This is a genomic window from Methanophagales archaeon (genome assembly GCA_021159465.1).
Taxonomy (GTDB): Archaea; Halobacteriota; Syntropharchaeia; order Alkanophagales; family Methanospirareceae; genus G60ANME1.
The window spans coordinates 1-13429 of the sequence record JAGGRR010000120.1 but is presented as its reverse complement, the minus strand read 5'-3'; the positions used below and the strand labels follow the sequence as shown (position 1 = coordinate 13429).

At 46.6% G+C, this 13429-nt stretch carries 14 protein-coding genes and 1 tRNA gene; 8 read left to right on the top strand and 7 right to left on the bottom strand.

What is annotated here, in order from left to right; genetic code table 11:
- The 7 genes from fhcD to J7J01_05785 form a co-directional block, all read right to left on the bottom strand.
- Positions 1-806 (bottom strand): formylmethanofuran--tetrahydromethanopterin N-formyltransferase (fhcD, locus tag J7J01_05815; protein ID MCD6210392.1); only part of this gene is annotated, 806 nt, incomplete at its 3' end.
- An 11-nt stretch (positions 807-817) separates the two neighbouring features.
- Positions 818-1606, bottom strand: a complete 789-nt coding sequence (locus J7J01_05810; protein ID MCD6210391.1) for a formylmethanofuran dehydrogenase subunit C — start codon at positions 1604-1606, stop codon at positions 818-820.
- 25 nt (positions 1607-1631) lie between these two features.
- Complete coding sequence (locus tag J7J01_05805; protein ID MCD6210390.1) at positions 1632-3326, bottom strand: formylmethanofuran dehydrogenase subunit A; 1695 nt, start codon at positions 3324-3326, stop codon at positions 1632-1634.
- 1 nt (position 3327) lies between these two features.
- Positions 3328-4629, bottom strand: coding sequence for a formylmethanofuran dehydrogenase subunit B (locus J7J01_05800; protein MCD6210389.1), 1302 nt, complete (start codon positions 4627-4629; stop codon positions 3328-3330).
- A 23-nt stretch (positions 4630-4652) separates the two neighbouring features.
- The gene (locus J7J01_05795; GenBank protein MCD6210388.1) at positions 4653-5033 is read right to left on the bottom strand and encodes a hypothetical protein; all 381 of its coding nucleotides are present in this window, start codon (positions 5031-5033) and stop codon (positions 4653-4655) included.
- A 70-nt stretch (positions 5034-5103) separates the two neighbouring features.
- Positions 5104-5177 (bottom strand) — tRNA-Thr (locus J7J01_05790).
- Positions 5178-5236: 59 nt separating this feature from the next.
- The gene (locus J7J01_05785) at positions 5237-6343 is read right to left on the bottom strand and encodes an mRNA surveillance protein pelota (GenBank protein ID MCD6210387.1); all 1107 of its coding nucleotides are present in this window, start codon (positions 6341-6343) and stop codon (positions 5237-5239) included.
- Positions 6344-6443: 100 nt separating this feature from the next.
- On the opposite strand from J7J01_05785, the gene J7J01_05780 reads away from it, so the two are divergent.
- The 8 genes from J7J01_05780 to J7J01_05745 all read left to right on the top strand — a co-directional run bounded on the left by J7J01_05780 (position 6444) and on the right by J7J01_05745 (position 13378).
- Positions 6444-7244: a metallophosphoesterase gene (locus J7J01_05780; protein MCD6210386.1), complete on the top strand. Its 801-nt coding sequence runs from the start codon at positions 6444-6446 to the stop codon at positions 7242-7244.
- Between the two features lie 72 nt (positions 7245-7316).
- A complete protein-coding gene (locus J7J01_05775) occupies positions 7317-7730 on the top strand; it encodes a tetratricopeptide repeat protein (protein MCD6210385.1) in 414 nt (137 codons plus the stop codon).
- A gap of 108 nt (positions 7731-7838) precedes the next feature.
- The gene (locus J7J01_05770) at positions 7839-8960 is read left to right on the top strand and encodes a fructose 1,6-bisphosphatase (protein MCD6210384.1); all 1122 of its coding nucleotides are present in this window, start codon (positions 7839-7841) and stop codon (positions 8958-8960) included.
- Between the two features lie 201 nt (positions 8961-9161).
- Complete coding sequence (locus J7J01_05765; GenBank protein ID MCD6210383.1) at positions 9162-10022, top strand: tetratricopeptide repeat protein; 861 nt, start codon at positions 9162-9164, stop codon at positions 10020-10022.
- 22 nt (positions 10023-10044) lie between these two features.
- Positions 10045-11316 carry an ATP-binding cassette domain-containing protein gene (locus tag J7J01_05760; GenBank protein MCD6210382.1) on the top strand — a complete coding sequence of 424 codons (1272 nt, stop codon included), beginning with the start codon at positions 10045-10047 and terminating at the stop codon, positions 11314-11316.
- A 13-nt stretch (positions 11317-11329) separates the two neighbouring features.
- Positions 11330-12043 carry a hypothetical protein gene (locus tag J7J01_05755; protein ID MCD6210381.1) on the top strand — a complete coding sequence of 238 codons (714 nt, stop codon included), beginning with the start codon at positions 11330-11332 and terminating at the stop codon, positions 12041-12043.
- 10 nt (positions 12044-12053) lie between these two features.
- Positions 12054-12944 carry a prephenate dehydrogenase/arogenate dehydrogenase family protein gene (locus J7J01_05750; protein MCD6210380.1) on the top strand — a complete coding sequence of 297 codons (891 nt, stop codon included), beginning with the start codon at positions 12054-12056 and terminating at the stop codon, positions 12942-12944.
- A gap of 179 nt (positions 12945-13123) precedes the next feature.
- Positions 13124-13378 carry a hypothetical protein gene (locus tag J7J01_05745; protein MCD6210379.1) on the top strand — a complete coding sequence of 85 codons (255 nt, stop codon included), beginning with the start codon at positions 13124-13126 and terminating at the stop codon, positions 13376-13378.
- The last annotated feature ends 51 nt before the right edge of the window (positions 13379-13429 follow it).

Genomic DNA, 13429 nt, shown 5'->3' with positions numbered 1-13429 from the left:
GCAGCCTCTATTCCCACTCGCATCGCTTCCTTTACCGCTTCTTCGCTCACCCCGTTTATTACTATTTCGTATACCGAGTTCACACCCTCCGGTATCTCTGTATCTTCAACTTTATCCCTCAGCGTGGGGCAGAACTTCTCATTTGTCGAAGCATGCATGAACTTGTACTTATGCGAACCCGGTTTCGAACCAGAAGCTACTATACCGCCAGGGAACGGTGTTATTGTACCCTCTACACATCTGATTGCGGAAACAGCATTCTCAGCAGCTGCAAGTGCCGACATCTGGCTCTTAGCGAGGATGAAGAGATTACCTCCTGCAACTCCTGTCTTCACTCCATACTCCTCCTCACAGATGAATTCGCCTTCCATCATCGGTATCGCCCAGACCTTACGCCCGCCTACTTCCTTCTCGTATTCAAACCCGTCACCGAAGAAGTGCAGTTTTACAGGTAGCTTCTCTTCCGCTTCGAGCCCGTTAAACATCGCAGTTGTTGGTGCAGTTAATACACACTCACCCAGCCGCTCAATCAATTGAGCCTTTATCCCGTCCTTCTTGAAGTGACATATCATTATCGCCACTCCAGGTCTACCATCCGGCGTATCAGCACGTGAGAGCATCATATCTATCCCTGCTTCTGCCGGGCATCCAATGACAGAAGTGGCAAACCCGGTAGCCTCTCGCGCTGCTTCCTCCGCCCAACGCTCTGTTACCGCTGTTATCAATACCCTTGCAACCTTTATCGGGAACGCCTCCGCAAATGTATCTTCTATCTCTACTCCTTCCAATTCCATATTACTTCTCATCACTCCCTAAGCTAAGCCCTAACATAAAGCAGACCCTTTGCTCGCTTCTCTGTCATTGCGAGGTCGCCACTGTACTTCCTGTATTGCGCACCATCCAGCGTTGAGACCTCAACGAAGCGGAACGAGGGTATCATATCCTCCACTTTACCCTTTACTATTATCTCACCACCGGTCATATCGGCTCCTGGCATTACAGCATTACCTTCTATTGTTATTCTACCGCCTTTCATGTTCAAGCCAGCAAGAATGTCCACATTACCTTTTATCAATATCTCACCACCTGCCATATACTGCCCGACACATTCGCCTGCATCGCCCTCCACGACCACTTTCCCGCCGGTCATACCAGTAATCTCACCTCTATACATCGCACACAGATTGGCTCCCGCATCACCTTCTATTAGCAGTTCACCGCCGTGCATCTCCCGACCTGCCCAGCAGTCAGCATTTCCATGCACCGTTATCTTACCGCCACGCATCATCGCACCGCAATGCATGTCCACATCGCCATTCGCCTCGATTTCACCCGCAGTCATACCTGCTCCTATATACTTCACCCTCGACAAGTCGCCATCCAGCACTATCTTCACTTCCGAGGCACTACCCGCTTCTCCATCAACCTCAACCTCAAATAAGTCACCGGTATTCTCCTGACGGTTGCCCCACCAGACCTTCTCTGCTTTTATCTCCGCTTCGCTCTTACCAAAGAGTTTATCGGGCGTCAGTGAATCCACCACGATGGGGATCTTCGCCACACCTTTCATCACTTCTTCCTTCAACTTCAAGCTTATCTGCTGCATTTTTATCTTTATACCTCCTCAGGAGTTAACTCCTCCATGGCGCTCTTATTTCGTATGGATTCGGCACGTAAGCATCCTGAACAGGATAGTTCGCAAAACTGACCGAGTAGTAATGCTCGAACGTGTCCTTTAATTTTGCCATCATCTCATCCATCAGTTTTTCATCGCATTCCGGTGTTACAAAGAAGGTTTTACCCTGGGGAGCCGCTACCACCTCGCCATCTTTTACCACAATTTCACCGCCCTTTATCGTGTATTTCGCGTTCAGGAACGCTTTCTGTATCTTACCTGCATCATCACGCTCCTCTGGTGTGATATCGTAAATCGCAACGTCACCATCGGCACCAACGCCAAGATGCCCCTTGCCATGCTCCGCCAGTCCTAATGTCTTCGCTGCCATTGCTCTTGTTATTATCGCTATCTCATAGAAGTCATACTCACGGTCTATAGAGGGCAACTCCGCGCGGTCGAATATTGCAGAATGCATCTCCTTCGCTGATTCATCACGCCTGCGCTTGTTCATCAGCATGGAGATAAGGATTGGGTATCCGATGAAGGGACCGGCATTGGGATGATCGGTTGTGAGTGCAACCTTCCATGGGTCTTTGATGAGCAGTGCAAGCTCCTGCCCTATTGCCCACTGGATTGTATGCACGCTCACCTTACCGGAATAGAGGAAAGGCGTTATTCCTGTTCCCGTCTCGAGCTCGACATCATGGTTCGTCCATTTACGCCCTGTTATCTGATACAAACTGTACTCCATAGGACCGTCAGCAGTCATCGTGGTTGTATCACCCAGTATAACAGAACCGATGTCAATGCTCGCATGCTCGTTACTGTTTATATACTCAGCGATTGCTTTCGCCTGGGACTCAAAATCACCCCATGTTGTACCCCCGTACGAATGGAACTGCGTGTGCGTTCCATGCAATACCGGTCTGTCCCTGTAAGGCTTTGTGCCCTTCACCAGGTCGAAGGTCTTCATCGTCACTACATAGTTGCCTGGATGTCCGAGCATATTACCATGCACATGTATGGAATGAGGCATCTCGAACCTCTCGTTCGCCTCCGCTAAACTCTTCACTATCTCCGCAGGTGTTACATCAAAATAAGGCACAGCATCATTCAGATCACAGTTCTTCGCCCATGCCCACGCTTCTGTTCCACCGGGATTCACTATCTTCACGCCGTAGCCCTTTGTAGCCTTTATCATCCATGCGATATAGGCAGCCAGCAGGTCTATATCTCCACTCTTCACGTATTCCATCGTCATCCAGTTGTTGTCAATGAGTGGCAGTGCCGCGTTATCCAGTATGGGGGTATCAATCAGCTCCTCATGCGTGTGTCTCGCAGCAATGGGTGGCATTGCTGGCTCCATCACGAACGTGTAACCCATACGTGCATAGCGGTAGCCGGTAGCGAACGTATTCGGCACGGAATAGCCCGATTGAGCTCTGCACACCTTCGTCTTCGGCTCTATACCCCTCCTACCGTCTTCTGGTCTGAATAATCTGCCAGAATTCACCTTACCGCCGGCGATATGCGCATGTATATCAACACCACCAGGCATCACCACCCGACCTTCGGCATCTATCACCTTCGGGTTCTTCACCTCTTCCACTATCTTTCCATCTCGAATACAAATGTCCTTCTTCTCACCTTTCACACCGTTTATGGGGTCGTAAACCACGCCATTCTTTATCAATAATTCTTCAACCATCTCATTCACCCTCCTTTGCTTTTATCGCTCTCACTTCTTCGAGTATACGCTCCATTACCGCTTCATCGCTCATGTATTCTGTATCCACCAGCTTACGCAGTCGCAGCGGGATATTATCCATACGATATATGCTCCCCTCTGACTCAACACCACTTATCGCAGTGGGGATGACAACATCAGCAAATTCGGTTGTGGGATTCGCAAATGGATCTATCTGAATAACAGGTATATTAGCCAGGTGCCTTATAGACTCGCCGGGGAAATGCGCCCCCGGGTCTGTTGCGATGAGCAGTGCCGCATCACACTCCCTCCGTATCAGGAGGTCGGTGGAAGAAGTTTCTCCTGGATTGTACCATGGGTAACCAAGCGATAGGTCAACTGCGAATGGAAATCCTGTCTCCCAGGTACATACCTGATTAAAACCAGCCACGTTGTAGTGACCACGCATCGGCATTATATTGAACTTCGTATGTGTATGTGCAGCTCGTGTCGTCTGTATCGCATTTACAATATTGTTATGTCTGCCACGTGAGTGCGTCACACCCATACCGAAGAAAATAATCCCAAACTGCGTCTCTTTCATCATACTCGCAACTTCTAACAGGTCATTCTTCGATACACCCCCAACTTCGTCCGGTACCACGTCCTCATTGCCATATAAAATGGCTCTTAATGCTGAGAATACCAGGTAATCCTTACCCGGCTCCACACGCAGGAACTTATCCGCCATCTTCGCCGTCTTCGTCTCCCTTACATCTACCACCACGAGCTTCCGATCCTTCTTACCTCCGGGCAGGAAATAACCCTTTGAGATATACGAGTAACGTTTCATGTGGTTACCATGTGCAGAAGTAGGGTTGGCACCCCAGTAGATGACAAGGCTCGCACGGTTCTTCACCTCACCAAGCGTGCATGAAGGCAGCCCCACATCCTGAATCGCCAGGACTGAAGGTCCATGACAGACCGAGGCGGTATTGTCAATAACTGCACCTATCTCCTCCGCAAGCTCCACACCCACTTTCGTCGCTTCACAAACTGTAGAACTCCATCCATATAGAAGCGGTCTTCTCGCTGCTGCGAGTATCTCTGCTGCCTTCTTTATCGCTTCATCATAAGAGCAGTCCTTAAGAGCGCCATTCTCTCTTATTGCCGGGCTCTTTATCCGCCCATGCCCCATCAATTTGCTCTTACCCACTGCACAGGCACCTCGCACCTTTGTCACCCTGTTATCTTCCACTTCCACCACGATATCATCGCATACACACCCGCACAAAGGACATACAACATCCGTAATTTCTACCATTTTTCTTTTTACCTCCTATTTCACTATTTCATATACTGCTGCATCAACTCTCTTATTTGCAGTACCTGCTCCTCTGTCTTCTCTATCTCTGCATCTATACCCTTGTATTGAGGCATCCCTGCACCTTTTGTATCTCCACTGACAACTGCATTTGCCCAGGGACCCATGGGGATGAAGGCAATGCCCTCAGGGTTCCCTGCTCCTTGCTTCGCTTTCACCACTACAGTGCCATACTTCGTGCTCACTTTCACATTCTCGCCCGGGGAAACCCCTATCTTTGTCATATCCGCTGCATTCAACTCGCATAACGCTACCGCATTGAAGTACTCCTCAGAGAGCTTGTTATCCAGATTTTGACCCTGTGCAACCGTTCTCCCACTAATTAATTTCACTTTCACACCCATTTTCACTCGATTATATCTCAGTGCATAAACATATAAATCTTTCGTTTTTTTTCGCTCACGCGAGTTGCAAAGCCCCGGGAGGGATTTGAACCCTCGACCTATTGATTACAAGTCAATCGCTCTACCGGGCTAAGCTACCGGGGCTTATGGCTTATTTATCATACCAATATTAATATATTACATAACTATACTACATATACCTATTAATAGTAAAGTTTGAACCTCAATAAAGCAGCAATTCCACCAAGTGCTTTCAATCTCTTACCTGGCTCGAACTCGGTGCTGAATACAACTATCTTACCGCCTGTCCGCTCCACACCTTTGAGTATCTCCTCTATCTCTATCGCCCTGCTTTCTTCTCCTTCTGTCATTAGTTTATCATCGCAGACCAGCAGGGTCTCGATTGCACCGAATTGTAGAGCTTTTCGCACTTCCTCTTCGCCATACACCGCCATTCCTTCGTCTTCTCTGCTTATCTCTGCCATCAATCTCTCAAACATCTTCACTTCTCTCGCCAGTCGCTCAGCTTCTCTCAATCTCGTTACAGCGCCTCTCTTCAATACCTCAATGAAGCCAGAGAGACCTATAGAGGAGGTCTGTTCTATTATGGACTTCTTCTGCAGTTCTGGCGCTTTATCGCGCAGTAAAGTATAAAAATCGCTCTTTATGAACCCGGGACCCGCAATGATGATGGCATCCGCGGCGTTGTTGTGATAAGCCTGCTTCAGTAGTCTCAACACCTCACCAAAGAAGACTTTCATGGCTGTATCACCCCCAGTCATACCTTTTCCCGAGCTATATCGTATTGAGAATAGCTCATCTACACCATACTGTCTTACTACACCTGCAACTGCCTCGCCCGCTTCTATTGTGAGTATAATTATAGGAGAGCTTTTAGAAGCCCGTTCCGCTTCTCTTAACCGCTTCAGTTGATGCTTCTTCCATTCCTTGATGATTGAGAGTTCAGTATTGGGCTCGATATTGAAGGTATGATAAGAACCCACCTCGGTATCCGAACCAGTCTCTATTATTCCCTTTATACGTAACCGATGCGAGAATTTATGAAACTCCACATTCTCGACCCGTATGCCCAATCGAAGGCGCTTCTTCTCTGTCTTATCTGGTCTGACTTTGTCCGTTGCTTCTTCCATTCGCCTGTAAGTGAAAGAATAGACCAGGTCTCCAGGCTCTATTACATGCTTCAGATGCCATAGGTCATCCACTGATTCGGGAATTATAGAGATTTCACCTGTTTCTGTTTCTGTACCACTGCTATGACTATATTTCAGTCGCGTCTTCAAGAGTTTCATAAGAAAGTCTCACTTCTCTTTTATTCTTTCCCTTTTTCCCTCTTATCTTACATACATATCGCTATTATAATTATAATATGGTATGAGATTGTGATTTGCAATGAGACTGGAGATAAGGGAAGCGACACTGATAGTGGAGAATAAAAAGAGAACACTGGTGCTTGCGGACCTGCATCTGGGGATAGAGGATGAGTTGCGGCAGAGAGGAATAAACATCGGCAGTCAAACCAATAAGATTCTGGAGCGTGTACTGACCTGTGTTAGAGCAACCGAGCCTGATGCGATTGTCCTGCTTGGAGATATAAAACATGCGGTGCCTGGTGTTTCATACCGGAACAGGACAGAAGTGCCTCTCTTCCTCGCTTCTCTCGCCGAGTACGCACCGGTATACGTGGTCAAAGGTAATCATGACTCGCACCTGGAGGGACTCATGCCTGAGGAAGCAATAGCAAGTGTGCAGTTACAGCATGAGGTAAGTCTGGAAAGAACGAGAGGGTTCATCTTCGACGGCGTGGGCTATACACATGGGCACACATGGCCATCACAGGAGCTCTTCTCCGCTGACTACATTATGATCGGTCATAATCACCCGATGATTCGACTTGAGAGTAGAGGAACTGGGTATACGAAAATGATGAGCGTTTTGATTCGAGCTAAATGCAGTTATAATGCCGTTACACAGTACTATAGTAGGGATAGGGATATAAATATAGACTGCTGGAATGACCCATGGGTAATAATAATGCCTGCGTTTAACGAGATATGTGGTGGTGTAGCCTTCAATTCACCTGATTTGAAACTTATGGGACCCATAGCATCAAAACTCATTCTCAGATCCACAATGGAGGCATATCTGCTTGATGGTACATATCTGGGTAGGGTGGTAGACCTTGATAGATGAAGACCCTAACTCCTGAAAACAAAACAATGAAAAACAGTAATATATATAAACAGTTGCTCTTTATTTATTAACATGGAGGATAAAGAAGAGGGAGAGGATATAAGAGGGAAGACAGCGGAGGAATTGCTTATTCTTGGAGAGGAATGCCTTGCAGATGGGAGGTACGAGGATGCAATAAAGGTGTATAAGGAGATAGTGAAGAGAGAGCCGATCATGCCAACCTTGGCTAAGACATGTAATGATTGTGGCGTGGCGTACGCGAATTTAGAGGATTATGAGATGGCAATTGGATTCTTCAACGCAGCATTGAATCTCAGAGATTATCTTATGGATGGAGGGATATCCACATACTACAATCTCGGGCAGGTTTACAGGCTTATGGGTGATGAGGAGAATGCAGATGAGAGTTTCAAACGCGGTGACAGGATAAAACAAGAGCAGGAGGAGAGGGACGAAGCAGCAAGACGTGTGCTCTCATCTGTTTAAAACCACTTTGACAGAATGGATTCCTGAACTCAAGGGGATATCTAATATCTAATCTATATAGTGGATAATTTTTTTTAAATATTTGAACAAAGTAAGGAATGAAAGAAGATGGAGAAGGCAAAGATAACTGTAAGTTTGATAAAAGCGGACGTTGGGGGTTTTCCAGGGCATTCGACCGTTCGAGTGGAGTTAAAAGAGAAGGCGGAGGAGCGGATGGAGAAGGCGAAGAGGGAGGGTCTGCTTGTCAGCTATCATGTTCTGAATGCGGGAGATGACCTGCAGCTGCTTATGAGTCATCGTAAAGGTGTGGATTCACCGGATATACATGGGCTGGCATGGGAGACCTTTGAAGCAGCTACTGAAGTAGCGAAAGAGCTGAAGCTGCATGGTGCAGGTCAGGATTTGCTCGTGGATGCGTTCAGTGGTAACATAAGGGGTATGGGACCCGGAATAGCGGAGATGGAATTTACGGAACGCGGTTCTGAGCCGTTAATCGCGTTTATGATGGATAAGACAGAACCGGGCGCGTTTAATTATCCCATCTATAAGATATTCGCTGATCCGTTCAATACCGCGGGGCTTGTTATTGACCCTGTGATGCATGACGGGTTCGTATTTGAGGTTTGGGATATAAAAGAGAAGAAGGAGGTATTTTTGAGGTGTCCGGAGGAGTTATATGCCCTGCTTGCACTGATAGGAGCAAAGAGCAAATATGTGATAAAGAGGGTGTATCCAAAGGAAACGAGTCCATTGCCGAAAGATGAGCCGGTAGCAGTTATAAGCACAGAGAAATTATATTTCACAGCGGGTAAATATGTAGGTAAAGACGACCCAGTCGCGCTGGTACGTGCACAGAGCGGGTTACCAGCGGTAGGCGAGGTTTTAGAACCGTTTTCGTTGCCTTATCTCGTGAGTGGCTGGATGCGTGGTTCGCATAACGGACCTATCATCCCTGTGCCTTTTAGATACTCCCAGTGTACACGGTTTGATGGTCCCCCGCGCGTGATTGCAGCGGGATTCCAGATAAGCAATGGCAAGCTGGTGGGAACAGCAGATATGTTTGACGACCCCGCATTTGACCTTGCACGGAGGAAAGCGCAGGAGATAGCCGATTACATGAGAGCACATGGACCTTTCGAGCCACACAGGCTGCCTGTGGAAGAGATGGAATACACAACACTGCCCGATGTACTAAAGAAGCTTGAAGGGAGGTTTAAAAAGGTCGAGTAAATCTTTTGTGGAGACACATGGGTCTCATACTCGTAGACTTACTTTATAGAAGAATGTGTGTACAAAACCCGGGTTTTCTTTTTTACCCGGGAGTCTATCTAAGCACCTCTATAATGGCTAATGGCTATACCTTATAGCAAAAAGGTTGAAATGGGGTTAGAAGACATTGATCAAATTTAGTATAGTTGAGTTATTAGAGACATGAAGAAAAGAAGATTCACAAAATGCCCTGTTTGCGGCGTGAGTGTTAAAATGGATAATTTAGCAGAGCACTTGCGACGTGTTCATAATAAAACAATAGATGGCGGAGCCATTCGTGATCGTGCAAAAGCAGATCCCTGTGAAGAGGCGCTTGAGAAGGGTATGAAGCTCATGGTATCGGAAAGGTTTAAGCGTGCGATTAGCGTTCTCAAGACAATCCCTGATGAATGCCCGGACATTGACAGCGCGTATACGCTCATTGGAATTTCGTATATCCAGTTGAACTGTCTTGAAGATGCAATCACATATCTTGAGAAAGCGGTGAAGGCGGATCCAGGTTGTCCTGCTCATTGGTATAACCTCGGAGCCGCATATATCAGTAAAGGCTATGTTGCAAAAGCCCGCGAATGCGCGAATAAAGCACTGGCATTGAATCCCGATGAAGAAGTGAAGGAAAAAGCAGAAAATCTATTGAACGGAATTAAGGAGCTTTTAGACCTTGAATTGGCTAATAAGCCTGATATCGACCCGGAAACGTATCTCAAGCTCGAAGAGAGGTTCCGTAGAGGTGTGGAATTTATGGAGAATGAGGATTGGGATGCAGCAATGGAGGAGTTCAAGTACGTTACGAGCATTGATAAGAATTCAGCGAAGGCTTATGGAAATTTGGGTGTTATTTTTCTCCTCAAAGGTGAGATTGAGGAGGCAGAGAAGCACCTTAAGAAATCGCTTGATATAGATCCGTCATACATTCCTGCATTAAGGAATTATCAGATGTTAGATGAGCTAAAAGAGAAAATAAAGAGAGACCCCGGATGTTTAGCGGAGTTGAAGGATAAGTTGGAGATGGGGCATTTTTAAAAAACGAGATAGCATACAAGAGATGGGATTGAAGGTAAAGGATGTGGATGCATACTACGGGAGTAAGAAGGTGCTTGCCAGTATTGACTTCAATGCGGCTCACGGTGAATTTCTTGGTATTATAGGGCCTAATGGGTCGGGTAAAACGACTTTATTAAGAACAATCAGTCGGATATTGAGACCGAGGAAGGGTACGATTCTACTCGACGAACGCGCGATAGAAGAACTGAATGAGCGAGATTTTGCATGTAAATTCGCACTGGTGCCGCAGGAGACCGCAATCAATTTCGAGTTCTCTGCGCTTGACATCGTGCTCATGGGCAGGAATCCACATTTGAGGAGATGGGAACTGGAGAGCCAGAAGGATATAGAGATAGCAAAGAGGTGTATGGAACTCACGAACTGCTGGCATCTGGCAGATAGGCGTATTACTGAATTAAGTGGAGGAGAGAAGCAACTGGTATTAATAGCAAGAGCGCTGGCACAGGAGCCCGAGGTATTACTGCTCGATGAGCCCACCTCCCACCTGGATATAAACTATCAGATAGAGATAATGGAGCTCTTGAAGCGATTGACCAGGCAGGAGGGCTTGATAGTAGTAGCAGTTATCCACGACCTCAATTTAGCCGCGCACTATTGCGACCGACTGGTATTGCTACACCGCGGTAGGGTCGCCTCCATCGGCACTCCTGAGTCAGTATTGAACCCGGATAACATAAAAAATACTTTTGGTGTTGATGTTATCGTGTGGAGGTATGCTATAACCAATCACTACTATGTATCACCTGCACCGGTACAGAACCGCTACAAGGACAAGGACAGGGACACCAGGATTCATCTTATATGTGGTGGAGGAGCTGGTGCGTCATTGATGCATACGCTCACAGAGAGGGGCTATAGAGTGACAGTGGGAGTGGTGAATCTGCTGGATACAGACTGTGAAGTTGCACAGCACTTAGGCATTCCTATAGTGACAGAAGCACCCTTCTCACCGATCTCTGATAAAGCCCTACATGAAGTCATGAGGATGATTCAAGAGGCAGATGTGGTGATAGTAAGTGATATGCCAGTGGGTTTTGGCAATTTAAGGAACCTGGAGGCAGCTAAGAAAGCATCAGAACTGGACAAACCTGTGCTGATCTTTAATGGAATCGAGGAGCGTGACTTTGCGAGTGGTGAAGCTACAAAGCTGTTCATCGCATTGAAGAACCGGGGTGCAATAATAGTGAAGGATAAAGAAGAGCTATTCAATAGGCTGGAGTTTATATTGGGATGTATTCGTAGTAATATGTAATTGATGATGGCTGATGCAGCGCGAATATAAGAAACAAGGCTTCTTCAGGTTTACACCCGCTGAGGGTGGCGGTGCGAGGGAGCTGTGGTGCATGAAGCCCGGGGAAGGGGGTATAAATACTATTTGCAGAGTTCTCGAAGTATCGCCACGAGAGCTCACGATGAAGGATGGTAAGCGAATAGAGATTCTTGAAGGTGTTATAGCTGATTACACAGCAAAAATGCCGTTCTTTTCATGGGTTGCAGCGCGAGAGGAGTTGAAGCAAGACAGGGTAATACTGATAGAGAATGCATACGTGAGACGCTGGAGTGGGCTGGTCACGCTTTATATTGGTAGGAATACGGAGCTGCGGGAGAGGAATATTTATTTTCCGACGTATGATGAATTGAACAAGCCTCAAAGGCGAGATATCGGTGATATAATCAGGTGTCAGGGTGCATTTGATGTGATAGTGGAGGGTGATATAGTGGGAATGGCGGGAGATAGAGTGTTGGTAGATGATGGTACAGGTGTGTTATTCATGGCGTTAGACGACGATAGTGGTGTTAAGCGATTGTCATTGTCATTGTCATTTGGAACACCGGTAATAGCGAGAGGGAACGTGATGGTGAGAGGCAGTGAGTATATATTAATGGCGAGGGAATTAAAGATAAAGGATGATAAGCACCTGCTGGAGGAATTGATGGAGTTTATGGCGCGATATACATGTATTATGTGGATGTGGTGATAGAAAAGCGATGAAAGTGACGATAATAGGAGGAGCAGGGGGTATGGGGCGCTGGTTTGCTAACTTCTTTAAGGAATGTGGTGTTGATGTGACGATAGTGGATAAAAGCGCCCGAACTGGCGAGATAGCAACTGAGATTGGGGTCAGGCACATGGAGGTTGACATCTTAAGAGATAGTGTTGGTGATGTGGTGGATACTGATGTGCTACTCATATCGGTACCAATAGACATAACAGGGGATGTAATAGAGCGTGTGGGACCTGAGATGCGAAAAGGCTCGCTTATGATGGACATAACATCGGTAAAGAAGGTGCCGGTAGAGATGATGTCAAGGGTTACAGATGAAGGTGTGGAGATATTGGGCACGCATCCATTATTTGGTCCTTCTGCAAAGAGCATTTGTGGTCAAACGATTATATTCGTGCCAGTGGCAGAGCGAGTGGGCGCGCTGTACAGGCGGGTGTATAAACTGTTTGAGCGCAGTGGTGCAAAGATAGAGATTTTGAGTGCAGAGGAGCATGACAGACTGATGAGTGTCCTTCAGGGGCTCACTCATTTCGTTCTCATTGCTTTTGGCATCGCGCTGAAAGAGCTTGATTTCGATGTTAAACGAGCGAGGGCGGTTATGAGTCCGATGTATGAGATTTTAATGGACTTCGTGGGCAGGATATTACATCAGGACCCGCGTTTATACGCCTTGATACAGTTGAATTTCGAGATGGGTGAGATACATAAAACTTTCTTGGAGGTTGCGAACCGGCTTTATGAGCTGATAGCAGCCTCGGATATAGAGGGGTTCATTGCTGAGATGCGTGATGCTAAGGCACATTTCGGTGATACAGAGCGAGCGATGCGTGATTCGGATGATGTGATAGAGGCGAAGATAGAGAGGGGTAGGTAGATGAGTAGAAATGTTTCGCTACTCCGTGTAACAATAACAAAGTGTATCTGGCTCCGTGCCGTGCATTCTGTACTACGCACAAATCCCCTTATAGAAACTTCAGATACACTCGGAACATTAGGCGAAAGGGTATAAGAGAGAGGAAGGAAAGAAAATGGATGTGTGGTATAAAGTAGTAAATGAGGATTGTCTCAAGTGGCTTGCTTGATAGTCACACAGAAGAAAGCATCCATCTCACTTTTATTGACCCGTCTTTTAGACAGGGAAAGGATTATCGATTTTTTGATGATAATCAACCCGAAGAGAGATACTGGAAGTGGCTGAGAGATGTTTTATCAAATGTCTACAAGATTACCCTTAAAGGCGGTGCTGTTTACTTTATGCAAAGAGAAAAAAATACAGAAAATGACTACATGAAAAGCACCTCCTTATAAATAGGGAAGAAGGAGGTGCATATGTATATAGGATTGGATGTACATAAAAAG

Coding starts and splice junctions, on each gene's coding strand:
- J7J01_05785 (MCD6210387.1), bottom strand. CDS start 6,343: ATGAAACTCTTGAAGACGCGACTGAAATATAGTCATAGCAGTGGTACA.
- J7J01_05750 (MCD6210380.1), top strand. CDS start 12,054: ATGAAAGTGACGATAATAGGAGGAGCAGGGGGTATGGGGCGCTGGTTT.
- J7J01_05755 (MCD6210381.1), top strand. CDS start 11,330: ATGCAGCGCGAATATAAGAAACAAGGCTTCTTCAGGTTTACACCCGCT.
- J7J01_05775 (MCD6210385.1), top strand. CDS start 7,317: ATGGAGGATAAAGAAGAGGGAGAGGATATAAGAGGGAAGACAGCGGAG.
- J7J01_05745 (MCD6210379.1), top strand. CDS start 13,124: ATGAGGATTGTCTCAAGTGGCTTGCTTGATAGTCACACAGAAGAAAGC.
- J7J01_05800 (MCD6210389.1), bottom strand. CDS start 4,629: ATGGTAGAAATTACGGATGTTGTATGTCCTTTGTGCGGGTGTGTATGC.
- J7J01_05765 (MCD6210383.1), top strand. CDS start 9,162: ATGAAGAAAAGAAGATTCACAAAATGCCCTGTTTGCGGCGTGAGTGTT.
- J7J01_05770 (MCD6210384.1), top strand. CDS start 7,839: ATGGAGAAGGCAAAGATAACTGTAAGTTTGATAAAAGCGGACGTTGGG.
- J7J01_05760 (MCD6210382.1), top strand. CDS start 10,045: ATGGGATTGAAGGTAAAGGATGTGGATGCATACTACGGGAGTAAGAAG.
- J7J01_05780 (MCD6210386.1), top strand. CDS start 6,444: ATGAGACTGGAGATAAGGGAAGCGACACTGATAGTGGAGAATAAAAAG.
- J7J01_05805 (MCD6210390.1), bottom strand. CDS start 3,326: ATGGTTGAAGAATTATTGATAAAGAATGGCGTGGTTTACGACCCCATA.
- J7J01_05810 (MCD6210391.1), bottom strand. CDS start 1,606: ATGCAGCAGATAAGCTTGAAGTTGAAGGAAGAAGTGATGAAAGGTGTG.
- J7J01_05795 (MCD6210388.1), bottom strand. CDS start 5,033: ATGGGTGTGAAAGTGAAATTAATTAGTGGGAGAACGGTTGCACAGGGT.